The organism is Streptomyces sp. NPDC051963, assembly GCF_044593495.1.
Lineage (GTDB): Bacteria > Actinomycetota > Actinomycetes > Streptomycetales > Streptomycetaceae > Streptomyces.
In genome coordinates, this window is record NZ_JBIUCC010000003.1 from 674,169 (window position 1) to 698,790 (window position 24,622).

The following is a 24,622-nucleotide window of genomic DNA, read 5'->3' on the forward strand; positions in this document are numbered from 1 at the left end:
GTGCTACCGAGCCTCCTGGTCGTTGTCCGGGCCCCGTGCGGCCCACACCGGCTGCCGCTCCGTCCGCCGCGCGCCCTCCCCCACTGCCTGAACGGCGTGGGAGGTACCCCCACCGTGCTGCCGGACCGGTATCTCGCTCCGGCCGCGCAGCGCGGTGTGCAGCCCGTCCCACAGGGTGCCGTCGGTCCGGTCACGCGGATCGGGGTCGATCAGCACCACACCGATCACCGGAATGGACTGGTCCGCGAGTTGCCGGGCCACGGTGTGCAGCCATGCGGCACTGGCGTGTCCGGCGCGCACGACGAGGACGGTCTGGGTGCCGAGGTACTGGAGGTCGGTCCACGGAGTGCCGGGCGCGACCGAGCCGACGCCGATGCGGCGCTCGTCGTGGGACACGGCTGCGGCACGCTCGCCGGGGACCACGGTGGGATCTCCCGGCTTCGGGCGGCGGTGTGCGAGCTGCGTGCCGGGCAGACCATCGACGACGACCACCGGCCCGTCCGCCGCCAGTGCCTTGGCGAGGGCCAGGGCGATCGCGCTCGTGCCGCGCGCACTGCCCAGTTCCAGTAGCGACACCGGTTCCGCGGAGCCGCGCACGGTACGGGCAAGGGTCGCGGTGAGCCGTTCGCGGGTCGCCCTGGTCCTTCGGCGCCGCCACAGCCTGCCCGACCGGCGGGGCAGCTCCGCGATGACCGAGGCCCCCAGGTTCGCCGCGATGTCCCGGCGCAGCACGGGGCGGTCCGCCACCACCGTGCCGACCGCGGCCAGCCCGAGGCCGAGGACGAGCCCGAGGACGAGCCCGATCGCGGCGTTGGTGGCAGCGGACTTGGGCAGGGAGTGTCGTAGCGCGCGCGGGGCGTCCACGATCTGTGTGCCGGCGACGACCTTGGGTGTGCCGGTGCGCGCGTCGGCGGCGCGCTGGTCGAAGTCGGCGATCCGTGAGTTGAGTTCGGCCCGGCGGGCGAAGAGCGACTCGATGGCCGCCGACGCTTCCGGGTCGCTCTCCGGAGATCGGTCGCCGATCGCCGCGTTGACCTGGGCGAGCTCGTCCCGCATCCGGTCACGCTGGTCGAGCAGGGCCTGGGACTCGGCCTTCGCGGCTTCCTGCATCCGCCGCACATGGTCCGCGACGAACGCATCGGCCAGCGCCTTGGCCCGGGCCTCCGCATCCGCGTCGCTGTCACCTGTCACTTCGATCTGAAGCAGGTTGTTGGTCAGGCCGGTGCCCCGGTAGTCCTTCATGAAGTCCTCGGGTTTTTCCGGGGACTTGAGGGACCGCAGGGCCAGCTCGGCGATGCGCGTGGTCCCCAGCAGTTCGACGTCGGTGCGGATCAGCGTTCCGGTGTCGTTCGGCTGGTCCTCCGCATGGGCGACCAGCACCTTGGTCACCGCGCTCGGTGGCGGCGGCAGCAGGACCGCCACGGCCGCGCCGATCACCAGGCCCAGCAGCGCCATGGCGGACCAGAGGCGGCGGCGCCTGCGCACCGCCACCACCAGTGCCTGTAGGTCGAACAGCGGAGCGGCCGTGGACGACTCCGAAGGGGTGCTCGTCGTCACAGCGAACCTCCCGTCGCGTGGCCGCGAACAGCGAGCGCGGGAGTGGGTTCGTCAGGGGGACGGCCTGCGGACCGCGTCGGACGGGCCCGGACCGGGCCGGCGACGACGAAGCCGACGACCTCGTGCCTGCCGTCCGCACACGCCTCGGCGATACCGGCGAGCTCCTCCGCGGTCCAGCTGCCCGCGCTGAGGAGGACCAGGGCACCGGACTCGGTGTCGCGGTCCGGCACGACCGGCCGGTCCATCGAGACCTCCACCACCCGCAGCAGCGGATCGCTCTTGCCCTCGGCGACGAGCTGCCCGGCGGCCCGGCGCGCGATGTCATCGCCGTCCGGTACGACGACCAGCAGCCGCCGGGGGGCCGACATCCGGTCCCGGAGGCGGGCGCACACCCGCCGGTAGCGGATCCGCCGACCGGCCTCGTCACCGGACCTCTGCGGGGTCGGTACGTCCCACCGGGTGTCGATGCCGAGGAGCCGGCGGATCCAGGCGCGTGGGCCCCCACCCTCCGGCCGGTGCGAGCCCGGTTCTTCAGGCACGTCGACGGTACCGAGCAGTGCCGAGCCCAGCGCCGCGGCGATCTCCGGTTCGGTGCGCAGCCTGCGATTCATCCGTGCGGCGACGAGATGGCCGATGACCGCGAACAGGAAGAACAGCAGCGCCCCGGCGACGGTGAGCTGCATCCTCGTCGGCGCCGCCTCGCCGGTCGGCCGGGCCGCGGGACCCATGACGACCATGCCGGCCTTGTCGTTCGCCGGGTCGGCCTGGTCCAGCTTCGTCATGGCCTCCTCCAGCGAGGTCCGCAGCTCCTCGAGTGCGGTGCGGGCCTGCACGCTCTCCACGGTCTGCCCCGGGTCGGCCGCCTTGGCCAGTTCGGTGATACGGCGGTTGGTCTCCCGCACCTGCTGCCGCAGGGCCTCGGGCCCCGTAGCCGCTGCGGAGTCGGTGGTGCCGCCTGCGATGCGCGCGGCGAAACCGACGAATTCCTTGGCCACCTGGTCGGAGAGCCGCTGCGCGCGCTCCGGGGTGTCGGACGTTCCGGAGATCTTGATGATGTTCCCGTCGGTGGCCTTGGCGGTCACCCGATCCCGTAGCTCGGTGCTGCTGACGTCCGTCCAGCCGAGCTCGGCGGCCGCGCGGTCGACCACCGTCGAACTGGTCGCGATGTCCACCTGGGTCAGCAACTCGCGCTCTTCCCACTGCCCCGGCAGCAGTACGGATGCCGAGGTCGTGTACCGCGGCGGGAACACCACCGAGGTGCCGTAGCCGACAAGTGCGCCCACCACGGCGAGGACGGCCAGGAGCCGCCACCGCCGACGGAGTATCCGCCCGATCGTCACCAGGCGGATCGTGTCTTCGCTCAACGCCGCTGCCTCTTCCCTGTGCTGACCTGGTCGCCCGCCGACACCGCGCCGCGGTCACGGCATGCGGCGGTGTAGGCGGCGAGCAGCGATGCCTGCGAGTTGCGCCAGGAAAGCTGCCCGCCGATCCGTTCCTGGCCGATCTCGCCCATCCGGGCCCGCTTCTCCGGATCGTCCAGCAACACCGTGATGAGCTTGGCGAATTGGGCCTCGTCGTTGGCCGGCGCGTAGACGGCGGCGTCACCGGCGGAGACGCGCGCCTCCTTCAGGTCGAAAGAGACGATCGGCCGGCCCATCGCCATGTACTCCAGGACCTTGTTCATGGTCGACACGTCGTTGAGCGGATTGCGCGGGTCGGGGGAAAGGCACACGTCCGCGGTGGACAGATAGCGCACCAGGTCGGCGTCCGGAATGCGCCCGGTGAACTGCACCTGCTCGGAGAGACCGAGCTGCCGGGACAGCTCCACCATCGCGTCGAAGGCGTCGCCGGAGCCGACGAACACCGCGTGCCAGTCGGTCCGCCCGAACTCGTCGCGCAGCTTCGCGAGGGCCCGCAAGGCGTAGTCGACGCCGTCCTGAGGGCCCATCACACCGAGGTAGCACAGCAGATGAGGCTTGCCGCGCTTCAACTCCGGCTCGGGCGGCACCGGTTGGAACCGGTCGGTCTGGGGTGCGCTGCGCACCACGAAGACGTCCTCGGGCCGCTTTCCGCCACGGCGCACCGCGACGTCGCGGTAGCTCTCGTTCGTGGCGAGCACGACGTCCGCGGCCCGGTAGGTCCGCCGTTCCAGCGCGCACACGGCGCGGTAGAGAAGATCCTTGCCGCGGTTGAACCGGGAGAGGTACAGCTCGGGTACCAGGTCGTGCTGGTCGAAGACGAACCGCGCGCCGCGCCGCCTGAGCCACCGTGCCGCCAGGAACAGCAGGTCGGGCGGGTTGCAGGCGTGCACCACGTGGACCGGGCCGACCTTGCGGGCCAGCCGGGCCGTGTGCCACAACGCCGATCCGTACTCCCGGAGATAGCCGGCCGGTCCTCCGGTGGCCGCGCGCAACGGGTAGCGGTGGATCCGCACCCCGTCGATCTCCGCCTCCGCCTCCGTGTCCCGCTTGCTCCCCCGGGGACATATGACGTGCACCGTCCAGCCCGCGTCGCGCAGCGTCGTGCACTCCTGCCACACCCGCCGGTCGAACGGCACCGACAGGTTCTCCACCAGGATCAGCGCGCGTCGGTTCGACCCGTCGCGGCTGACTGCGTTACCAAGCAAGGCCCATGTACCCCGGTTCGGTCCGGCGCGTCTCGGCGTCGGGAAGGTGGATGAGGTCGACGATCATCGGGTCGCCGCCGTGGGGCAGCGCCGACAGGACGGCTGGATCCCTGGTCCCGACGAGGCACACCTCGGCGTGTTCGAGGACCTCGTCGACGGATTCCGCGAGCAGTTGCGCGAGGTGCGGCAGCCGGGTCTCGATGTACTCGCGGTTCGCGCCGATCAGCCGGGAGAGGCTCACATTGGCGTCGTAGATCTTGAGTTCGTAGCCCTTGCCGAAGAGCCGCTCCGCCAGCTCGACGAGCGGGCTCTCGCGGAGGTCGTCGGTGCCGGGTTTGAAGGACAGCCCGAACAGGCCCACCCGGCGCTTGCCGGTGCGCTCGACCAGCTCCACCGCGCGTTGAAGATGTGCGGAGTTGGAGGGCAGCACGTGGGAGAGGATGGGCACCGATATGTCGGCCCGCTGCGCCGCGTGCACCAGGCTGCGCAGGTCCTTGGGCAGGCAGGACCCGCCGAAGGCGAAGCCGGGCCGCAGATAGGCGGGGCTGACGTTGAGCTTGCGGTCGGCCAGGAACACGTCCATCACCTGGTGCGAGTCGACCCCCAACGCCTGGCACACCGCGCCCAGTTCGTTCGCGAAGCCGATCTTGAGGCCGTGGAACGCGTTGTCCGCGTACTTGATCGCCTCGGCCGTCGGGACCGGCACCCGGAACACCTCGCCGGGCAGGCCGTCGTACAGCGCCCTCACCGTGTCGCCGCTCGCCGGGTCGAGTTCGCCGATGACGGTCTTGGGCGGGTCGAAGAAGTCCCGCACGCTGGTGCCCTCGCGCAGGAACTCCGGATTGACCGCGACCCCGAAGTCCGCGCCGGCCGTGCCGCCGGCGGACTTCTCCAGGATCGGGACCAAGAGGTTCAAGCAGGTGCCCGGGAGCATGGTGCTGCGGAACACGACGGTCTGCCGCCCGCCCCGCTCGGCCAGCACGGTGCCGATCTGCTCGGTGACCCGCTCCAAGTAGGTGGTGCACAGGCTGCCGTTGGGCTCAGACGGCGTGCCCACGCAGATCAGTGACACCTCGCTGCCCATGATCGCCTCGCGGACGTCGGCGGTGGCACGCAAGGCTCCGCTCCGTACGACCTCGGCGATGAGTTCGCCGATCCGCTCCTCGACCACCGGGGCCTTGCCGTCGTTGACCAGGTCGACCTTCACCTGGTTGACGTCCACCCCGATGACCTCGTGCCCCATGCTGGCCAGGCACGCGGCCGACACACAGCCCACGTAGCCGAGCCCGAAAACGCTGACTCTCATGACGCGTTCCTCCCCCCAGGCAGACCTTCCCGGCCTGCGGTCCGTGCTCCGGCTGTACGGCGTCGCCGTCCCCCGCGCATCAGTACGCCCCCTGTCCGTGGAGCACCGCACGCAGCGTCTTCCACAAGATCACCGTGTCCAGGGCGAGCGACCAGTCCTCCACGTACCGCAGGTCGAGGCGGACCGCCTCCTCCCACGGCAGGTCACTGCGTCCGCTTATCTGCCACAGGCCGGTGAGCCCGGGCTTGACCAGCAGCCGCCGCCGGATGTCCGGGCCGTATGCGGCGGACTCCTCCGGCAGCGGGGGCCGCGGACCGACGAGCGACATCGATCCGGCGAGCACGTTGAAAAGCTGCGGGAGTTCATCGAGCGAGTAGCGGCGCAGCACCGATCCCACCCGGGTCACCCGCGGATCCCGGCGGAGCTTGAACAGCAGGCCCGCGCCCTCGTTGCGGTCGGTCAGCCCGGCACGTGCGCCGTGAGCCCCGGTGACCATGGTGCGGAACTTGAGAATGGTGAACTCGCGGCCGCCCTTGCCGACCCTGCGCTGGCGGTAGAACGCCCCGCCCGGACTGTCCATCACGACGAGCAGTCCGACGACCAGCATCAGCGGCGCGAACACCATCAGCAGGATCGCCGCGCCCACCCGATCGACGACCCCCTTGATCGACCGGCGCCCCCCGGTGAAGGTCGGCATGCTGACCCGCAGCAGCGGGATCCCGAGCACCGCATCGACGTGCAGCCGCGGTCCGGCCACCTCCATCAGCACGGGGGCCACGACCATCTCGGCGTCGAGGCCTTCCAGGTTCCAGGCCAGCCGCTGAAGCCGGTCCGGTGTCCAGTGCGGGTCCGGTGTGACGGCGACGACGCGGTAGCCGTCGTGCTCGACGTGCTTGGCGACGTCCGTCATCCGGCCGACGACCGGCACTCCGTCGAGTTCGTCGCTGCCGAATTCGTCGCTGTCGAGTCCCAGACCGTCTGTCGTGCACACTCCGTCCACCCGCCAGCCGAGATGCGGGAACTTGCGGGTGCGGTTGATCAGGTCGCGCACGGTTGCCGGGCTGCCGGCGGCGAGCACCGGTCTCAGGCACTGCCCTTCCTTCCGCTGTTTGTGCAGCCGGAGGCGGAGCAGATACCGCTCGGTCATGGTGACGAGCGCGATCGCGGGGATCGCTACGAAGATCCAGAGCTTGATGTTGCGTGAGGTGAGGGCTATCCCGCCGAGCGCCAGTACGACGGTCGCCGTGAACAGTGAGCGTCCGAGCCGGCGGAATTCCTCCGCGCCCTGGCCGAGCACGGCCGGAGCCCAGGCCCGGCTCACCGCGAGCGCGCCCAGCACCAGCAGCTCGGTGCAGAACGCGAGAATCCCCCATTTCTCATGCCAGTTGGCCGCGTCCCGGGCCCCGAAGAAGTTACCGATCCCCGCCACCACCAAGGCGGTGGCCACGGTATCGCTGGTGATCACGGTACGGCGGTACCGCTGTTCCCATTCGATTGCAGGTCGGCTGATTGCCTCGCTCGCCAGACTGCCGCGCTCTGACGAAAAAGGGCCGACTAGTCCCCCCTGCCGCACAGAACCCCCCCGGTCCCCAGTGGTACGACGTGGTCGCCTAACACCGTTCCTCCCCCCAGGAGGCCCCCGCCCCCCGCACGCTTCCTCCCCTCGGGAGACCCCCCGCCCCCCGCGCCGCGCTGTTCCTCCCCGTGGGAGGCCCCCGCCTCCCGCATGACATCGCGACTACTTCAGCGCTACGTGCACAACCCGCCCTGACGGCAGCGGACTTGACTGACCACCCCCACGCCTGATGCCGGAGGCGCAACTGCTGACGGTCCACAGCATCTGACCCATGGATCACCATTTGTCGCCTCGTGTCCCAGCATGTGAGGCACGGTCAATCTAGACCATCAGGACCCGTATGGAGAGAGGTGTGTGTGGAATTTGTGCCCAAGATTTGAAGCTGGGTCCACGGGTCGGTGACCGCCTGCGGGTGCGCCGGCGACGAAGGCGTGCGTTGTGACCTGTGATGACGCGCGGTCCCGGGCGGCCGCACCGGCAGCACCGAGACGTCCCGGCACTGTCAACTGGGCGGCGCCCAGGGCCTGTCCGGCGGATCTGGCCGGAAGGCGCACCCCTCGCGAACGTGCGACGGTCCCTAGGACAGGGTGTCGGCGAGGCGGTCGATCTGGTCGATGTCCGAGGACCAGCAGTAGAGCATGACTTCATCGGCGCCGATACCGATGAAGTCGTCGACCGCGTTGCGGATCGTCTCCGGCTTGTCGAGGAGGCCCTGGGCCATGTGGTCGGCGTGGCCGCTGAATCCGTAGTAGTCACGGATGTTGCGTCGGGCTTGCTCGACGGTCCGCTCCGGGCCGAGGGCGACGTTGGCCTGGGCCACCAGGCGGGGCCGGCCAGGGCGGTCGTGCTTCTCCCAGACGGTCTCCACCTTGCGGAACATCCCGGCCATGAACCGAGGCGGCAGCGCCGCACCGATGAAGCCGTCGCCGAACCGGCCGACACGCTCGATCGCTGCCGGGGCGAAGCCGCCGAACAGCACTTCCGGTCCACCGGGCGTCGTGGGCGCGGGACCGACGGGTCCGACGCCTTCGCCGTACGGTTCGCCGCGCCAGGTCCGGCGCAACTGGGGCATCTGCTCGTCGAGTCGGCTCCCCCGGCGTCGGATGTCGATGCCCGCGGCCAGGCAGTCGTCTTCGCGACCGCCGACGCCGATGCCCAGCGTGAACCGTCCCCCGGACATGCGGTCGAGCGTCGCGGTCTGCTTGGCGAGCATCGCCGTGTTGTGGACGGGCGCGATCAGAACCTCGGTCTGGAGGCGGATGCGCGATGTGGCGCCGACGAGCGCCGCAAGGGTGATGAGGGGCTCAGGATTGTCGAAAACAAGCCGGTCGAGCAGGCCGAGCGTACTGAAGGGGCCGACATCGGCGCGTCGGGCCCAGCTCAGCAGCAGGGCGGGATCATCGATGGGCAGACCGAGACCGATCTTCATGGGGAAACCTCCGGAGGGCATACCGAATCGGGTGCCGCCCCTCCGTGGCTCCGCGCTGCTGCGCGCGAGCTCGCTCCCGTTCTGCGGCTGCGTTTCCAGAGAGCATGATCTTTAGAGTGCGGCGACCATATCGCGGTCGGCCGAACCCGAACAACACCTTTCCAGGACAGGCAGATACCGACCGAGGAGAGGCATGACCTCAGCCGTCCGACGTGGTTCGCCCGGATGTCTCATCCCACAGCAGGGCCTCGGCCATCAGCTCAATCACGAACGGCTCCTTGGCGGCGCCGTACTCGGCCCGGCTGTCGGGATGCAGGGCAGCCGCCCGGTGCTTGGCCACCTCGTATCGTCGTGCGACCTCCGGGTGGACCTTGAGGTACTCGCGGAAGATCCGGTTCTCCCGCGGCTGCGGCGACTGCGTGCCGAAGACGTGCAGATGATGTGTTCTCCTGCCCGCCGTGTCCTTGGGAAAGAACAAGTGATCGTGGTCGTCGGCGAAGGCCGAGGGGCGGAACCGGTACCGGTGTCGCTCCAGGGCCGAGACATCGGCGGCCACGCCCTCGACGTCGGGTACCACCACCAGGATGTCGATGATGGGTTTGGCCGCCAGCCCGGGAACGCTCGTCGATCCGATGTGCTCGATGCTCAGCGACATGGGCAGTGCGTCCGCCAAGAGCCGTCGCTCGATCTCGAACCGCTCCGGCCAGGCCGGGTCATACGCGACCACGTCGACGACGCGTTCAAAATCGCCCATGGCCAACCACTGTACTGAGCCTCGAATCCCGGACAGGTTCGCCGAATTTCCGCTCGGACGGTTCTGTGACGTGCGGGTGAACCGATCCGGGGGACGGCTCGTAGTCGTCCACGTCCTCCAGGACAATCCATACGCATCACGCAGGAGCGGAAATGATCCGGAACATCGTCCTCTTCAAACTCAACGAGGGACTCACCCGCGAATCACCTGAGGTCGTGGAGGGATTCGAGCTCGTAAGGAACCTGGGGCGGGAAATCCCGGAGATCCGGCAGTGGGAAGTGTCGTGGCATGTGTTCGAGGGGACGCCGGTCTCGTACGACTTCGCACTGAACAGCCTCTTCGAGGACGAGGCCGCCTTCCAGCGGTATTTCCACCACCCCGCGCACCAGGCCGCGATAGGCCACTGGCTGAGCCGTGCCTCGTGGGCGGTCATCGACATGGACGTCGACGTGAAGGTCTAGAACCTGAGCGCGCATTGTTCGGGTGAACCGGGCGGCGGCGGACGGCGGGTGGGCCGTCCACCGCCGCCCGCGGCCGTCGTTCTACGGCTTGGTCATCAGCTGCGCCGCTCGCTCGGCGATGGCGAGCACGGTCGCGTTGGTGGGCGCCGAGACGATGGACGGCATCACCGAGGCGTCGGCGATCCGCAGCCCCTCGGCCGCCCGCACCCGCAACTGCGGGTCGACCACGGCGAGTTCGTCCGTACCCATGCGGCAGGTCCCGACGGGGTGGAAGTACGTGCTCGCGGTACTCCGGAGGTACGCGCGCGCGAGGTCGTCGTCCCGGATGCCCGCGCCGGGGGCGAGTTCGTCCGTCAGCCAGGGCGCGAGCGCGTCGGTCCCGCCGAGCTCGCGGGCGAGCCGCAGCCCGACGAGCAGCCGGTCGATGTCCCGGTCGTCGGTGAGATAGGCCGGATCGAGCAGCGGCGGAGCGGTCGGGTCGGAGCTGCCCAGACGTAGGGTGCCCCGGCCGACGGGGGCCATGAGGGAGAACAGGATCGAATAGCCGCCGGGGTCCGCCCCGGTCCACCTGGGCCGCAGCGCCGCGCCGGCGAACAGGAGCAGCAGGTCGGGTGCCGCGTCACGGGCGCTTCGGGTCAGCACCTGCGCCTCGGCCGACGGACCCCCGTCGGGCTGCTGCCGCAAGCCGTACGACACGTAACTCGTCACGTGGTCGTGGAGATTGGCGCCGACGCCGGGGAGGTCCGCCAGGACCTCGACGCCCGCTTCCCGGAGATGGTCGGCGGGGCCGATCCCGGAGAGCATGAGGAGGTGCGGCGAGCCGATCGTGCCGGCCGCGAGGACGGTCTCCCGGCCGGCCAGGACGGTCCGCACCTCGCCGGCGGCGGTGTACTCCACCCCGGCGCAGCGTGCGCCGTCCAGCACCAGGCGGCGGGCGTAAGCGCCGGTGACCACCCTGAGGTTGGGCCGGGAGCGGACGGCGGGCGTCAGATAGGCGTCGGCGGCGCTCTGCCGGCGTCCGTCGACGACGTTCGTCTCACGCCACGACACACCCTCGCTCCACCAGCCGTTGCCGTCCTCCAGCGGCGTGTGCCCGGACTCCATCGCCGCCTCGAAGGACGCCTTGGCGAGCGGGCTCGGCGCCGGAGCGGCCTCGATGCGCATGGGGCCGTCGGTGCCCCGTACACGTGGGTCATGGCCTTCGGCCGCGGTCTCACTGCGACGGAAGCAGGGCAGCAGCGCGGAGAAGGTCCAGCCCGTCGCCCCCTGCTTCTCCCAGGCGTCGTAGCTGTGGGGATGCCCGCGGTGGTGCACCATGCCGTTGATGGCGCTCGACCCGCCGAGCACGCGGCCCCTCGGCCAAGCGTGAACCTCATCGTCGGTGCCGGCCTGGGCGGTGGTGGAGTACGCCCAGTCCACCGAGGAGCCCCAGAGACCGAAGGACGCCAGCGGGTCGGGGGACGACATCGCCTCCGGGCCGCTCTCCTCGCCGGCCTCCAGGAGCACCACGCGTGTCGCCGGATCCTCGGACAGTCGTGCGGCCAGCACACAGCCCGCGGTGCCGCCTCCGACGACGATGTAGTCGCAAGTCAGGGTCGTCATATGGGTTCTCCTGTGATCGTCCCGTGGGCGCGGCTCGGCTGCGTCACTGCGGGGAACGCAGCACGCCGTGAGTCGCTCGCCACGAGCAGTCGTGAGTCGGGGCGGCCCACTGCCTGTCACGCCGTACGCGCGGGACGGCAAGCGCCCTTCACTGCGGGAAACGTGCCGTCACACGGGACGGTTCACCACCACCGCAGCAGATGTCGTACGTCGGGACAGTGGGCTCATGCCGACCGGCGGTCCCGCCGGTCACCCGTGATAGGAATGCGCATGCATTTCCGCTTGCTCGGCCAGCTCGACGTGATCGCATCGGACGGCACCTCGATCCGATTTGCGGGCCCTCTGGGACGCGCCCTGATCGCACGGCTGATCCTGGCCGAAGGACGTCCGGTGCAGAGCGAGGTTCTCATCGACGAACTGTGGGCCGAGCGGCCCGCCCGGAATCCCGCCAACGCTCTGCAGGTCCAGATGACGAAGCTGCGTACGTCCTTCGCCGCCGGCGGCGAGGAAGGGCGTCTGACCATGCGGGCGGGCGGTTACCGGTTGGTCCTGTCGGAACACGACCGTATCGATGTGACCGAGTTCGAGCATCACATCCGCCGCGGCCGGGAGTATCTCGGGCGACGAGAATTCGTGGCAGCGGATGAACTGCTCCGGCGCGGGCTGGCATTGTGGCGGGGCCCCGCCCTCGCGGAAATGACCGGCGCCTGTTTCGACACGATGCGCACTCGGCTGGAAGAACTCCGGTTCACCGCCCACGAGGACGCCATCACCGCCGGTATGGAACTGGGAAGGGCCGAGGAACTCGTCGCGGAGTTGTCAGGTCTGGTCGCCGCGCATCCCCTGCGGGAAAAGCTGCGTGCCCAGTTGATGCTGGCGCTGTATCGCTGCGGACGGCATGCCGACGCCCTCGACGTGTTCCACGACGGACGCAAGCTGCTGGACGCGGAGTTGGGGCTCGCCCCATCCCCCGAGCTGGATGCGCTACAGCTGGCGATTCTCGCGCACAATCCCGCCCTCATGGGAGCCGACCACGTCCCCGGCAAGCAGCCGACGGCCACAACGCATCCTCGCCCGGCGACGGAGGGAAACCTGGTCCGTCCGCCCGGGGCGTTCGTGGGGCGCGTGACCATGGTGCGGAATCTACGCCGGGAAATCGGCCGTCGGCGTCTCGTCACGGCCGTCGGGCCGGGGGGTGTGGGCAAGACCCGGCTCCTGCTGGAGGCCCTGTCGCCACCGGACCACGGCGGCCCGGGCGTCTGGTGGATCGACCTCGTGAGCGTCGAGAAGGGCGGAGTCCTGACGGCTCTTGCGGGCACGCTCGGTCTGTCCGAAGGCGCCGTCACCGCGGAACAGCGACCGCTGGACCCCCTCCAGCGGATCGTTTCCTATCTCAGGGAACGCACGGCAGTCCTCGCGTTCGACAATTGCGAGCACGTTCTTGACGAGACCGCGATTCTGGTGAAGAAACTCCTCGACCGTTGTCCGTCCGTCACGATCGTCGCCACCAGCAGAGAGCCGCTGAGCACATCCGGCGAGATCCTCTTCCCGGTGGAACCGATGGCCGCCGAGGAGGCAGCCCACCTCTTCGCGCTCCGGGCCTCGATGATCAACCCGTCGTTCGACCTGAACGCGGCGAGCCATGAGGTCATCGGACTCTGTCGCCGTCTGGACGGACTGCCGTTGGCCGTCGAACTCGCGGCCGCGCACGTGCGATTGCTGTCCGTGCCGGAAATCGACCGCCGACTGAACGACCGGTTCGCCCTGTTGGTCAAGGGGGAGCGCACCGCACCTCAACGGCACCGGACACTGCGCGCGGTTCTCGACTGGAGCTACGCACTGCTCAGCACCTCCGAGCAACGGGTACTGGGCGAACTCTCCCTCCGCGTCGCCGGATGCTCGATCGAGGACGCGGAGAAGGCGGCACTTCCCCCGGAACTTTCCGCGGACATCCTCCTCGTGCTGAGCCAACTCGTGGACAAGTCACTGATCTTCACGGTGCGCGACACCGGGGGAACCCGTTTCCGAATGCTGGAGACGGTACGCGAATACGCCCAGGCAAAGCTTGCGGAAGAGGGCAATCTGACGAGGGCTCAGGACCGCTTCATCGCCTGGTCCTTGGGGTTCGTCAGAAAGGGCCACAAGGGCATGCCGTCGCCGGAACAGTCCGTATGGGCACGGCGGGTGGCCGAGGACTCCGCCAATCTCAGGGCCGCCTCGGAACTGATGACGCAGCAGGGGCGGGCCGAGGATGCGCTGCTGCTCGAATCGACTCTCGGGTACTTCTGGTACATCCTCGGCCGCGAAGAGGAGGGCATCGACAGACTGACGCGCACGCTGGACGCCTACGACACCGCCGTGCGGAACTCCGCCGATCACCGGCAGCTTTCAGCGGAGGTGGAATGGGCGCTCTGCTACGCATTCGTCTGGCTGGCCTGGCTGAACCACGTCTCCGGACGACATGACATGGCGCTGCGCTACGAGGAGCGCTACCGGGAGACGTGGCGGAGGGCGAAGAATCCGGATGTGGCCGTCGTGGGCCCGGTCTGGGAGGCCCTGCATGCGCGGCTCGCCGCGGAGGAGGGCTGGGAGGACCGGTTCGCGGCGGCGGACGCGGGAATCGTCGGGACCGACTTCGGCTGGGACCGGGTGGCCCTGCACTACGCCTGGTCGACCTACTGCCTGCACGCGGGCGACGCGGACGCCGCGCGGGAGCACGCACTGACCGGCATCGAGGTGTCCAAGGTCATCGACGACCCGGTCACCCTGTCGGTGTGCCTCACGGCCTGCGGCGACGCCGAGGAGAGCGTCGGCCGAAGGGACGCGGCCCGCGCGCTGTGGAGCGAGGCGAGCGGCATCTTCCGCTCCATGGGCGCCCGTTCACGATGGTCGTACCGAGCGCTGCGGATCGCCTTTCTCGATGTGGCGGAGGGACACATCGACGCGGCGGACCGAAGGCTGTCCGAAGTGGAACAGGTCGCGTCCGAGCTCATCTCGTACGACCTCAGGTCCGCCGTCGCCAATCTGCGCGGTGTGATCCTGGCCTGCCAGGCCCGCTTCCACGAGGCCGAAACCGTATTCCGGGAGGTCTGGTCCGCACCGACCTCTCCACGCAACCGCAGGGGCGGTGGCGGGCCTCGGTCTCGCCTCCTGTGCGGCTCCACCCGGCACGGAGACCGCTGCGGACCTGCGCGGCGTACTGCACGAGGTCGGGCAGCTGACCGGTCTGCTGATGGAGCCACGCACGCGGACCGCGATCGATTCTCTTCTGGACGAGATCTCGGAACACCGACGCGCCGTGCCCGCACGGCGATTCGCCCTCCACGAACGACTGTCGGGTTCGCCCTCGGTGCTGGCCGCCTTCTGCTGACCCCGGCCCCTGACGTGGACAGCGGCCGGAAAGGGGCAGGACAGGGCTTCCTGATCGACTTGATGCACGGAAGGAACACCAGGGCTGTCCATGTCCCCTGTGGTTCCCGTGTGTCATGACGAAGGAGCCCTGATGGTCGATCACGTCGAACCGCCGCTGCGTCCGGCCACTCTCGAAAGGGCCCTGGAACATGCGGACGTGGTGTTCCTGCCGCTGCTGAACAAGCGGTACATGCGGGATCTCGCCCGCTACCGACTGCTGCTCGCCTCCGGCGAACAGGCGTCCGGCGAGCGCGCCGACGCACTGGTGCGGTGGTGGGAGGCGCTGACGGCCGTCATGACGGGCCATCAGCGCGCCATGAGCGAAGTGTTCTGGACCCTTCTGCTGTCAAAGGGGTCGGAGTACGAGACCGTCGTCGCCTCGATGAACACGCGCTACGAGTCGCTGGAACCTGCACGGGCGGAAGCCGGGCAGAAACTCACCGACGCTCTTCGGGCGCGTGCCGCACCGGCTTCCGCTCATTTCCCCTTCCGGCGGTTCCACGAGGAGATGTCGGCCCTGTCGTTCTGGCAGGAGACGGAGCTCCTGTCGCCGGCACTGCGCACGTTCACCGCCGCGGACTGGGTGCGGGTCGAGTCCTTTGTGCTGACGGCACAGGCCGCGCAGGACACGCTGGACTTCGTACTGCCCTGGCTGTGCGACGGGCTGTCCGCCGATCGCGCGGACCGTTTGTTCTCCGCGTTCCCCGCGTCTCTTGCCCGCCTCCATCACTCCGTCTGGCTGCCGCAGTTCGAGCGGTTCGCCGCGCAGGCATGGCCCGGTGAGACGGCGTCCTGAGGCGACACCCGCGATTCAGCGATGTCGGCCGGGGCCGTTCAGCACTCCGCTGAAGCCGGTGAGTACGGAAGGGTTGCCGGAGAGCCATGCACGCAGCCGATCGGCCCCGATCCCGCCGCTCGGACCCGACCGGCAGTACGTGTCCAGCTCGTCCAGCAGGGCACCCACGGTGCGCCGGGCCCGCGGCTCGCGCACCCGCTCGTGGGCCTGCCGTGCGCGCTCCATCCACGTCCGGGCGTCGTCGGCCGCCGAGTCGATGGACGGGCCGAACGTCGCCGCCACCGCCAGGCCGACGGCGGAGATCGCTCTGCGGTCGAGTGGCGCCGTGGCGCTGTCCCAGACGCCGGCGAAGATCACCTCCGCGTCCGAGAAGCGGTCGTCGTGGCACGCCAGCACTCCGCGCAGGACGGCCGCGGCGGCCCGGAGATCGTCCGCACTCGCTTCGTCCGCGAGCCGTACCAGCTCCGACAGCCGCTCCTCGGCCGCGCCGAGCGTGCCCTCCGCGATGTCCAGGCACACGATCCGGAGTGCCGTGTACGCATGGAGGGCGCGCGAGCCGATGGCGCGAAGGATGTCCGCCGCCTCGGTCCAGTGTTCGCGGGCGCGGTCACGCAGCCCGGCGCTCTCCTCCGCGTCGCCGCAGAGCAGGAGGGAGAAGGCCCGGGCGTAGTCGTCCCCGGCGGCACGTGAGGCCGTGACGGCAGCCAGTCCATGGCGGCGGGCGCCTTCGATGTCGCCGTGCTGGAGGCAGTGGGTCGCCCAGTTCGTCTGGAGGACCGCTCGGTCCCAGTGGAACTCCGTGTCCGCGACGCCCTTCTCCGCCGGAGCGAAGAGGTCCGCCACGTCGTCCCGCCCGTTCAACATGGCGTGGAGTGCCTCGTAACAGGGCCCCAGGACGGCGAGGTCGGGGTTCTTCGCCTGCCGCCACACCGTGCGGTACCGGTCGGCGAAGGCGCCGGCCGCCTCGTACCGGCCGACGACGTGGTTGAGCCAGACGAGCCAGGCAACCGCGTAGAAGAGCGCCTGTTCCTCCTCGGCCGTGGGCTCGGCGGCCCGCGTGTCCGCCGCGGCGTCGTAGGCCCGCAGGCTGCGTCGGAGGCGGTCGATGCCCTCTTCCTCACGGCCGCTGATGGTCCAGTAGTAGCCAAGTCGTGCTTCCAGCCACAGTGACCGTGCCGTCCTGCCCCGGGCGATCATGAGGTCCGAGGCGGCCCTGATGTTGGCGGACTCCTCGGTGACGCGTCTGACGCCCTCCCGCTGGTCGCCGGACGCGATGTCGTCGGTGCTCTCGCGGACGAAGGTCAGGGCCCACGCCGTGAAGCGTTCCTCGGCCTCGGCGACCCTCCCCTCGTCCTGGAGCCGGGCCAGCGCGTAGGCACGTACGGTCTCCAGCATCAGCAGCCGATTGCCGCCGGGCGTGGGGACGCAGAAGAGCAGGGACTTGTCGACCAACTGGGCCAGCACATGCAACAGCCCGTCGCCGTCCGCCCCGCACCGCACCTGCGCCGCCTCCGCGACCGCCACGGAGCAGCCCCCGACAAAGAGGGCCAGCTCGGTCAGCACCCGCTGTTCGGCCGTGTCGAGGAGCGCATAGCTCCAGTCCAGTACGGCGCGCAGGGTCCGGTGCCGTGCGGGCGCGGTCCTCTCGCCCTTGGTCAGCAGGGCGAAACGGTTGTCGAGGCGGGCCTCGATCTCCCGCGGCGCCAGCAGCCGGACGTGAGCGGCGGCGAGTTCCACCGCCAGCGGCAGCCCGTCCAGCCGCCGGCACAGCGACCGGATGTCACGCAGCGCGGTCTCGTCGGCCGCCGTGAAGGTCGGGTCGATCATGACGGCGCGCGCCGTGAAGAGGTCGGCGGCCTCCTCCTCGGGCATCGGCGCGAGCTGGAGCAGCGCCTCGCCGTGGATGCCGAGCGGTTCCCGGCTGGTGGTGATGACCGTCAGCGCAGGGCACCGGCCGAGGAGGGTTCCCACCAGCGGGGCCACGGCGTCCAGCACGTGTTCGCAGTTGTCGAGCACGAGGACGCTGTCGCGGCCGGCGAAGAAGGAGGCGAGCCGGTGCACATAGTCGTGCGGAGCCTGGTCCGGCCGTACCGAAGCGTCCGACAGGCCCAGGGCGCCGGCCACGGCGGTCAGCACACCCGCTTCGCCGGTCGAGGCGAGGTCCGCCCACCACACTCCGTCGTACGAGGGCTGGAGCAGCAGGCCCGCTTCCGACACCAGCCGCGTCTTGCCCACACCCCCCGGCCCCACCACCGTGACCAGCCGCTCCCCCGCAGCCAGCCGGCCCAGCCCCTCCAGGTCCCCCCGCCGACCGACGAAGGGACCCAGCGGACGCCGCAGATTGCCCCTCACCGGCACCGGCCGGGCGTCCCCCAGTACCGCGCCCTCGGCTGCGGGAGTCCGCACCCAGGGATCGTGCCGAATCAACGCCGCGTGCAGCGACCGCAGTTGAAGCGACGGGGCGACCCCCAGCTCCGCCCGCAGCAGACGGCGCCCCTCCTCGTACACCGCCAGCGCCTCGGCCGACCGCCCACTGCGGTACAGCGCCAGCATCAAGCGCTCCCGCAGCCGTTCCCGCAGCGGCGCCCCGGCCAGCGACGCCTTCAGTTCCGGCACCAGCCGTTCGGCCCGGCCCAGCTCCAGACCGGCCGACGCGGCATCCTCCAACGCGCTCAGCCGCAGGTCTTCGAGACGCGATCGCTCCGCCTCGAAGACCCGTCCCTCAAGATTGTCCAGGGCACGTCCACGCCACAGCGACAGCCCCTGCCGCAGGACCGCTTCGGCCTGCTCGTACGCACCGGCCTCGAGGTACTCGTGCCCCTCCCGTACGGCGGCCTCGAACCGTACGGTGTCGAGGTCGTCCTCCGGTCCCACGACGACCCGGTATCCCCCGTGCCGCGACAGCAGGCGCTCGCCCTCACCGTGAGCGGCGAAGGCCGCGCGCACCTTGGTCACCTGGACCTGGAGCGCGTTGACCGGGTCCTTCGCCTCCCGCTCCGCCCACAGGTCGTCGATGAGCATGTCACGCTGCACCACCGCTCCCCCGGCCAGCAGCAGCCGCCCGACGATCGCACGGGAGAGGACCCCGGGAAGGGCGACGGCGCCACGCCCCGAGACCAGCTCAAGGGGGCCGAGGAGGCGGAAGTGCATGACGTCCACTTTCATCACGGGACCGGTGTGTCCGTACGTTCTACGTCAGAACCCGGTGAGTGTCGTCTTGCCGATGGCGGTGCCGGTCTCCTGGATGCGGTGCGCCTCGCGGAGGTTCTCGGCGTTGATCGGGCCGAGGTCCCGGGTGGCGGTGGTGGTGAGGATACCGGCGTCGATCAGCCGGGCGACCTGGTTGAGGATGTGGTGCTGCATGTGCTGGTCGGCGGTGCGGAACATCGACCGCGTGTACATGAACTCCCAGTGGAAGGAGATGCTCTTCGCCTTGAGCACCCCGATGGGCAGGGAGTCGAAGTCGTCGATGGCGACGATGTGGCCGAAGGGGTTGAGCGCCTCGCCGTAGGCGGCCAGGTTGCGATCGGTGCCCGTGGTGCTGAAGACGAAGTCGAGGCCGTTCGGCGCCACTTCGGCGAGCTGCGGACCCAGCGGCTCGCGGTGGTCGATCACCTGGTGCACGCCCATCCGGCGCGCGAAGTCGGTGCTCTCGGGCCGCGACGCCGTGCCGATGACGGTGAGGCTGGTCAGGGCGCGGGCCAGCTGCGCGGCGATGGAGCCGACGCCGCCCGCGGCCGCGGTGATCAGCAGGGCGCCGGTCTGTTCCAGTCCGCCCGTGCGCAGCCCCAGCCGCTCGAACAGCCCCTCCCAGGCGGTGAGCGAGGTCAGCGGCAGCGCCGCGGCCTCGGCGAAGGAGAGCGTGGCGGGCTTACGGCCGACGATGCGCTCGTCGACCGCGTGGTAGCGGGAGTTGGCGCCGGGCCGGTCGATCGCACCGGCGTAGTACACCTCGTCGCCCACCGAGAACAGCTCCACCTCGTCCCCCACGGCGACCACGGTGCCGGCCGCGTCCCAGCCGAGCACCTTCGTGTCGCCGCCCGGGTCGGCGTTCTGCCGGACCTTGTAGTCCACCGGGTTGAGGGCGATCGCCTCGATCTGCACCAGCAGGTCGCGGGGGCCCGGCTGCGGAGTCGGCAGGGTGACGTCCAGCAGGCTGTCGGCCTGGTCGACGGGCAGCGACTTGCGGTACGCGACGGCGGGCATGGTCTCGGGGATGCTGTGGGTGCGGTGCGTGTCGGTCATGAGGGGTTCTGCCTTTCACCATGCAGGGGAGTTCGTGGCTTCGGCCACGTCAGGGACAGTACGGAATGGGTAGTGGTTACCCGCAAGGGAGCATGGTTCCCATCGGGTACTATTGCCGTATGCTGATGCCTGCCGACACCTGCGACGACCCGAAGAGCGTCTATCTCGCCGCCTGCCCGTGCCGCGACATGCTCGACCTGCTCGCCAACAAGTGGAGCGCGCTCGCCCTGGGCGCCCTGGAGGACGGACCGCAGCGCTTCGGCGAACTGCGCGGCCGGCTTCAGGGCGTGAGCCCCAAGGTCCTCACCCAGACGCTGCGCCGCCTGGAGGACCATGGGCTGGTCCACCGCGAGATCTACGCGGAGGTCCCGCCCCGCGTCGAGTACAGCCTGACCCCGCTCGGCGAGGACGCCTGCCGTCCCCTCGCCCACCTTCGCACCTGGGTGGAGCAGAACATCGAACGGTTCCCGGCGACCGTCTGACACCGGGACGCGCGGCTGCGCTGACGTTCCGGCGTCAGGCGAACAGGCCGCCGTACGCGCGCAGTCGCCGTCGCAGGATCTTGCCGTTGGCGTTGCGGGGCAGTGCCGCCAGCCATACGACGTCCTGCGGGACCTTGTACCAGGACAGCCGGGACCGGGCGAGGTCGATCAGCTCGGCCGCCACGGCGTCGCCGTCCGTCTTCACGCCCGGCTCGGATTCCGGTACCGCCACCAGGTAGGCGCACAGGCTCGTGTCCCCGGCGGAGAGGCGGACCGCGCTGACCGCCGCTTCGAGGATGCGCGGATGGCTCTCCAGCAGCCGCTCGACCTCACCGGGCACCACGTTCTGCCCGCCGATCACCTCGACGTCGTCCAGCCGGCCGTGCACGTGCACGACACCCTCGTCGTCGATGGACGCCAGGTCCCCCGTCGGCCACCACGTATCGGTCTCCTGGTCGGGGCCGAGGCTCCCGCGGGCAACGCCCCGGGAGACGAACCCGACGCGGATGTGCAGCTCGCCCGGTGTGCCCGTGGGCAGCGGCAGTCCCTCGGTGTCGACGATGCGCACCGGCCGTCCGGGGAGGGGCGGACCGACCGCCGAGGGCATGTCGTAGGCGGCGGGCCGGCCGATGGCGATCACGCCGGCTTCGGTGGTGCCGTAGTTGTTGATCAGCCGTTCTCCGAGGATCGGCACCAGTTGCTCGCGCAGCCGCACCGAGAGGACCTCCCCCGCGCCGGTGACCTGACGAAGGCGGCCGAGCGCTTCGGCGTGGCCGGGTTCGAGGAGCATGCGTGCGAGAAAGCTCGGCTGCGCGAAGAGGTCGGTGACCTGGTGGCGGCGTATGAGCTCGATCGCTTCGGCCGGTGTCGCACGCGGCCGGGAGAGGACGGCGGTCTGCCCGGTCACGAGTGTGGTGAGCAGCGAGTAGTGCAGTCCGCCCAGGAAGTACATCCGGGACACCGAGAACCCGACCGTCCGGAGACCGCCGCCGTCGGCCGGAACGGGCTGGTCGGAGAAGTTGCGGTGGAGGAAGAAGCAGAGTTTCGGCGCACCCGTGGTGCCGGACGTGAAGACCGCCAGCGCCGGAGCGTCCCCGCCGTCGGCGACATCGGGATCCGGTTCGCCCGCGAGCAGTGCTCCGGCCCTCGTGGTCGGGGCCGGGCCCGCGGTGTCCAGCCATCCGGCCGTATCCGGGTCGACCACGATCAGTGCGGGCTCCGCCGTGGTCAGAGCCCGGGTCAGGTCCTCCTTGCTCATCTGGACGTTGACGGGAACGGCGACGAGCCCGGCCTGCCACGCGCCGAGCACGCACCAGACCATCTCCATGCTGTCGGGGAGCGCGAGTACGACACGGTCGCCGCGGCGCACTCCCGCGGACCGGTATCCGCCCGCCGCCCGTGCCGCACCGTCGAACACCTCGGCAAAGGTCCAGGCGCGGTCGTCGGCCAGGAAGGCGACGCGGTCCTCCCACCCTTTGGCGCGGGCGAGTTCGGCCAGATCCTGAGTGACATTCCCGGGCATGTCTACGAACGCCCCTCTCCGACGACGGCGGCGGCTACCGGGGACCTGTTCGGTATGTCCGGCAACTTGTCCAGGTGGATTCCGAACCAGGTGCTGAGCGCCGTCAACAACCCTTCCTCGGTGACGATCCGCTCCCTGATCCGCTCACCGTCGATTTCCCTGGTGAGGACCCTGTTCGCCAGAGTCACCCTGCCGTCCACCCGCGGCTGGACGCACATCAGCCGGTTCGCGAAGGGGGAGTCGGGGGCGGTTTGATACCACCAGATGATGGGGAGCCCGAATTCGATTTCCCGAGGCTTCAACTCCATCCGGTACAGCGGCGAACCGTCACGGAAGACGTCGATGTCCCCTTCACGTGTCGGCTTGAGAAGATATGCGCCGTGCGGGTCCTGCTGCGGTGTGCGCAGATCCAGTCGCAGGGGCCACCGGCTGTGACTCCCCTGGCCCACGTCCACCAGCCAGGAACGCCTCTCCGGTTCGTTCGTCTCCACCCGGAGCGCCAGATGACCGATGGGGCTGTCCGGTTTCTCTCCACGGTAGATACAGCCGGCCAGCAAAGTGACCTCGAATCCGAGCGCCCGCAGCAGCATGGCGAAGGCCGAATTCAATTCGAAGCAGCCACCGCCGCGTCGTCCGTACACGATCTTCCTGACCGCATCCAGGGAGTACGGAATGGGCTCGCCCAACAGGAAGAACAGGTTCTCGAACGGCACGGCCAGCACATGGCGTTCCTGGAGATACCGCAGGACATTCGCGTCCGCCCGCTCCGGCCTTTCGGCGTCTATGCGCCGAAGGTAGGCATCGATGAGTTCGGTGTCCATGGCGTGTTCACTTCTCCAGGCAGAACTCGTTGATGGGATAGCCCACATGCCGGTCCTCGGCGGGCAGATGGCCCAGCACCCGGTCGCCGGGCTTGAGTTCGGTGCTGTTGAGCACCGCGCCGCCCGGGCCGAGCACCCGGACATGCCAGTCGTCCTGGAGGATCAGATTGACGGTGCGTCCGTCCTCGGCCCTCGCGTCGATCGAAATCAGCGGACGGCTCTCGATCTTGACCCGGCCGACGGTGACGATACGGGTCTGCCCCTTGACGTCCACGGCCATGACCTTGCTGCCGGACTTCAACTCGCTGAGGTAGTGCGTACGCCCGTCGCGGGACAGGGTGTAGGAGTGAATGGCACCGGCGTTCACGCGGAACGGCCGGGTGGGCATATAGGGCAGGGGATGCGTCTCACTCACACAGAGGATCATTCCCTTGGAGTGCGAGCCGACCAGGATCCCCTCGTCCTCACGGAAGTGGCTACAGGTGTCGACACAGGCCCGCTCCCCCATGCCCACATGCTCCGTGGCGATGACCGTGAGCTCGACCAGGTCGAGCGGTGAAGTCTCCGTGGCGGCCGCCTGCTTGAGGGCGGTGGCATCACCCACCGCGCCGGGCGCCATCATCACACCGTCCGACCCGTGTTCGAGCACACCGAAGACGATCTCCGCCTCGGCCACGTCCTGAGCGATGGTGATGGTGCTTCCCTCGGCACCGGCGGCGGCCGCGATGACGATCTCCAGCGGAATCTTGGTGGGATCGCGGAACAGCAGCAGACTCCACCGCTCCGTACGAGCCGACTGACAGGCGTCCTCCAGGGTCGCGGCGTCGACGATCTCCACGAACCGTCCGAACTCCACGCCCGGATGGGCCTGCGCGAGTTCCGCGGGCGCGCCGTGCTCACGGGGATCGACGATCACCACGTCGGCCACCGTGAGGTCGTCCGGCAGTGCCTTGCCCTGCGGGAAGAGGATCTTCCGTACCGTGGGTGGCAGATTTCCCAGATCCGCGAGCGTGTCCGAGACGACGCCGTCCAACCTCTGGTGCAGCGCCTCTTCGAGCACTGCCTGCGCGGCGGACGCGCCTCGAATGTCAAGCCACGTGAGTTTCATGGTTCCCTGTCTCTGCGCTGTAGAACTCGACCGGCGCGGGCGGGGGGACATCCCCGTGTACGAGGCGGGCGAGCGCGCGCGTCGTGGCTGCCGGGTTCTCGGACTCAAAGATGTTGCGGCCCATGGCGATTCCCGCCGCACCGCACCGAAGCGCACCGTCGACGAACTCCAACAGCGCCTTCCGGCTGCCCAGTCGCGGTCCACCGGCCACCACGACCGGAACCGGACAGGAAGCCGTCAGCCGAAGCATCTCCGCGTCCGACTCGATGGCATAGGTCTTGATCAGATCCGCACCGAGTTCGACCGCGACGGCCACCGCGTGGGAGATCAGCGCCGGATCACGGGAGTCGGTGACGCGCGGCCCCCGCGGATACATCATCGCCAGCAGTGGAATGTTCCAGCGGTCGCAAGCCTCTGCCACCACGGCCATGTCGGCTATCTGCCGGGCCTCTTGCCGAGAGCCGACATTGACGTGCACGCTCACCGCGTCGGCGCCGAGCCGCAGTGCCTCTTCGACGGTCGCGACCAGATATTTGGCGTCGGGATCGGGAGCATGGGACGTACTCGCACTCAAATGGACGATGAGCGAGGTCTGGGTGAACCACGCCGGATCCACATGGCGGACATTTCCCTTGTGCAGCACCACGGCGTCCGCACCATTGGTCGCCAGTCGGCCGACCAGACGATTGAGGCCGATTCCGCCGCCGGTGATGGTTCCGTCCGTCAAGGGATGATCCAGCGGAACCACCAGAAGGCGCCGGGGGTTATGTCGGTGAAGACGTAGCAGCCGCAGCCTGCGGGCGCTCGAAGCGCCGTCGAACACATGCATCCAACCGATCCGTTTCTGAGGGGGTCGGTGACGTCTACGGCCGCCGTACGGGCGAGGTTCACGGGTCCGGTCCGGCCGTTCATGGGCTCGACATGAA

At 69.7% G+C, this 24,622-nt stretch carries 18 protein-coding genes; 4 read left to right on the forward strand and 14 right to left on the reverse strand.

What is annotated here, in order from left to right; all coding sequences use genetic code 11:
• Positions 1-3: 3 nt before the first annotated feature.
• From ACIHFB_RS15305 to ACIHFB_RS15335, 7 genes are all read right to left on the reverse strand, one after another.
• A complete protein-coding gene (locus ACIHFB_RS15305) occupies positions 4-1,557 on the reverse strand; it encodes a Wzz/FepE/Etk N-terminal domain-containing protein (RefSeq protein ID WP_400127017.1) in 1,554 nt (517 codons plus the stop codon).
• A complete protein-coding gene (locus ACIHFB_RS15310; protein ID WP_400127018.1) occupies positions 1,554-2,921 on the reverse strand; it encodes a Wzz/FepE/Etk N-terminal domain-containing protein in 1,368 nt (455 codons plus the stop codon). Before ACIHFB_RS15310 ends, ACIHFB_RS15305 begins: the two co-directional genes overlap by 4 nt.
• Positions 2,918-4,183, reverse strand: a complete 1,266-nt coding sequence (locus tag ACIHFB_RS15315) for a glycosyltransferase family 4 protein (RefSeq protein WP_400127019.1) — start codon at positions 4,181-4,183, stop codon at positions 2,918-2,920. The genes ACIHFB_RS15310 and ACIHFB_RS15315 overlap by 4 nt, the downstream gene beginning before the upstream one ends.
• Positions 4,173-5,489, reverse strand: a complete 1,317-nt coding sequence (locus tag ACIHFB_RS15320; RefSeq protein ID WP_365286098.1) for a nucleotide sugar dehydrogenase — start codon at positions 5,487-5,489, stop codon at positions 4,173-4,175. The genes ACIHFB_RS15315 and ACIHFB_RS15320 overlap by 11 nt, the downstream gene beginning before the upstream one ends.
• A gap of 79 nt (positions 5,490-5,568) precedes the next feature.
• Complete coding sequence (locus tag ACIHFB_RS15325; protein WP_365286100.1) at positions 5,569-7,062, reverse strand: sugar transferase; 1,494 nt, start codon at positions 7,060-7,062, stop codon at positions 5,569-5,571.
• Between the two features lie 580 nt (positions 7,063-7,642).
• Positions 7,643-8,494 carry an LLM class flavin-dependent oxidoreductase gene (locus tag ACIHFB_RS15330; RefSeq protein ID WP_400127020.1) on the reverse strand — a complete coding sequence of 284 codons (852 nt, stop codon included), beginning with the start codon at positions 8,492-8,494 and terminating at the stop codon, positions 7,643-7,645.
• Between the two features lie 199 nt (positions 8,495-8,693).
• Positions 8,694-9,248, reverse strand: coding sequence for a GrpB family protein (locus ACIHFB_RS15335; RefSeq protein WP_365286104.1), 555 nt, complete (start codon positions 9,246-9,248; stop codon positions 8,694-8,696).
• A gap of 152 nt (positions 9,249-9,400) precedes the next feature.
• On the opposite strand from ACIHFB_RS15335, the gene ACIHFB_RS15340 reads away from it, so the two are divergent.
• The gene (locus tag ACIHFB_RS15340) at positions 9,401-9,709 is read left to right on the forward strand and encodes a Dabb family protein (protein WP_365286106.1); all 309 of its coding nucleotides are present in this window, start codon (positions 9,401-9,403) and stop codon (positions 9,707-9,709) included.
• An 81-nt stretch (positions 9,710-9,790) separates the two neighbouring features.
• Here ACIHFB_RS15340 and ACIHFB_RS15345 read toward each other — a convergent pair whose 3' ends face one another.
• Positions 9,791-11,311 carry a GMC family oxidoreductase N-terminal domain-containing protein gene (locus tag ACIHFB_RS15345; protein ID WP_365286108.1) on the reverse strand — a complete coding sequence of 507 codons (1,521 nt, stop codon included), beginning with the start codon at positions 11,309-11,311 and terminating at the stop codon, positions 9,791-9,793.
• Positions 11,312-11,581: 270 nt separating this feature from the next.
• Between ACIHFB_RS15345 and ACIHFB_RS15350 the strand changes: the two genes are divergently transcribed.
• Positions 11,582-14,800, forward strand: a complete 3,219-nt coding sequence (locus ACIHFB_RS15350) for a BTAD domain-containing putative transcriptional regulator (RefSeq protein ID WP_400127021.1) — start codon at positions 11,582-11,584, stop codon at positions 14,798-14,800.
• Between the two features lie 13 nt (positions 14,801-14,813).
• Positions 14,814-15,518, forward strand: coding sequence for a hypothetical protein (locus ACIHFB_RS15355; protein ID WP_365286112.1), 705 nt, complete (start codon positions 14,814-14,816; stop codon positions 15,516-15,518).
• Between the two features lie 15 nt (positions 15,519-15,533).
• Here the strand turns inward: ACIHFB_RS15355 and ACIHFB_RS15360 are convergent, their stop codons facing one another.
• Together ACIHFB_RS15360 and ACIHFB_RS15365 are read right to left on the reverse strand one after the other, a co-directional pair.
• Positions 15,534-18,668 carry a BTAD domain-containing putative transcriptional regulator gene (locus ACIHFB_RS15360; RefSeq protein ID WP_400127022.1) on the reverse strand — a complete coding sequence of 1,045 codons (3,135 nt, stop codon included), beginning with the start codon at positions 18,666-18,668 and terminating at the stop codon, positions 15,534-15,536.
• 45 nt (positions 18,669-18,713) lie between these two features.
• The gene (locus ACIHFB_RS15365; RefSeq protein WP_365286235.1) at positions 18,714-19,724 is read right to left on the reverse strand and encodes a zinc-binding alcohol dehydrogenase family protein; all 1,011 of its coding nucleotides are present in this window, start codon (positions 19,722-19,724) and stop codon (positions 18,714-18,716) included.
• A gap of 227 nt (positions 19,725-19,951) precedes the next feature.
• On the opposite strand from ACIHFB_RS15365, the gene ACIHFB_RS15370 reads away from it, so the two are divergent.
• Positions 19,952-20,245, forward strand: a complete 294-nt coding sequence (locus tag ACIHFB_RS15370; protein WP_365286237.1) for a helix-turn-helix domain-containing protein — start codon at positions 19,952-19,954, stop codon at positions 20,243-20,245.
• Positions 20,246-20,279: 34 nt separating this feature from the next.
• On the opposite strand, the gene ACIHFB_RS15375 is transcribed toward ACIHFB_RS15370, so the two are convergent.
• The 4 genes from ACIHFB_RS15375 to ACIHFB_RS15390 are packed head-to-tail and all read right to left on the reverse strand — an operon-like array spanning position 20,280 to position 24,525.
• Complete coding sequence (locus ACIHFB_RS15375; protein ID WP_400127023.1) at positions 20,280-21,767, reverse strand: class I adenylate-forming enzyme family protein; 1,488 nt, start codon at positions 21,765-21,767, stop codon at positions 20,280-20,282.
• A gap of 2 nt (positions 21,768-21,769) precedes the next feature.
• Positions 21,770-22,588, reverse strand: coding sequence for an arylamine N-acetyltransferase (locus ACIHFB_RS15380; protein WP_400127024.1), 819 nt, complete (start codon positions 22,586-22,588; stop codon positions 21,770-21,772).
• 7 nt (positions 22,589-22,595) lie between these two features.
• Positions 22,596-23,747, reverse strand: coding sequence for a 3-dehydroquinate synthase II family protein (locus tag ACIHFB_RS15385; protein WP_400127025.1), 1,152 nt, complete (start codon positions 23,745-23,747; stop codon positions 22,596-22,598).
• The gene (locus tag ACIHFB_RS15390; protein ID WP_400127026.1) at positions 23,677-24,525 is read right to left on the reverse strand and encodes a 2-amino-3,7-dideoxy-D-threo-hept-6-ulosonate synthase; all 849 of its coding nucleotides are present in this window, start codon (positions 24,523-24,525) and stop codon (positions 23,677-23,679) included. Before ACIHFB_RS15390 ends, ACIHFB_RS15385 begins: the two co-directional genes overlap by 71 nt.
• Positions 24,526-24,622 lie beyond the last annotated feature (97 nt).